This is a genomic window from Flavobacterium riviphilum, from assembly GCF_055231795.1.
Genome location: NZ_JBUYSY010000051.1, coordinates 1 through 445, shown reverse-complemented (window position 1 = coordinate 445; position 445 = coordinate 1). Strand labels below are relative to the sequence as shown.

The 445-nt window shown below is 46.5% G+C and carries 1 protein-coding gene; it reads left to right on the top strand.

All coding sequences use genetic code 11. From position 1 onward, the window contains the following. Positions 1 to 445 (top strand): hypothetical protein (locus ACZIX2_RS14255; RefSeq protein WP_463340762.1); only part of this gene is annotated, 445 nt, incomplete at both ends.

Below are 445 nucleotides of genomic sequence, written 5' to 3'. Positions count from 1 at the left end.
TATCGCTACCACCTCGTCACTAGCTCGAGCTACCGATAGTTTCAAATCTGGAGTTGCAAGCTTAAAAGCTGTGCTGAATGATAACACTTCTTCGACTTCTAACTGGACGGTTCGTCTATTATCAGGTGGAGGAACTCCAGCCAACAATCAGGCTTTCACAGGAAATCAAGGCACCTTTGGCTTCTGGATGAGAACAAGTACAGCCAATGCCGGAGCCACTGTAACCGCATGGATTGACGATGCCGATGGCCTAGAAGAGCTTCCTCCTATTGCCATCATCAACAACGGAGCTTGGAATTACTATTCTTGGTTTTTACCCACCGCTGTTGGAACCACTATCACCACAGGAAATGGCATTGTTAGTGGTGCTTCGGTAACCCTTGATGCAATTGTGATCAAACAAAACAACACCGCCAATACCATGACGGTTTGGATAGACGATATC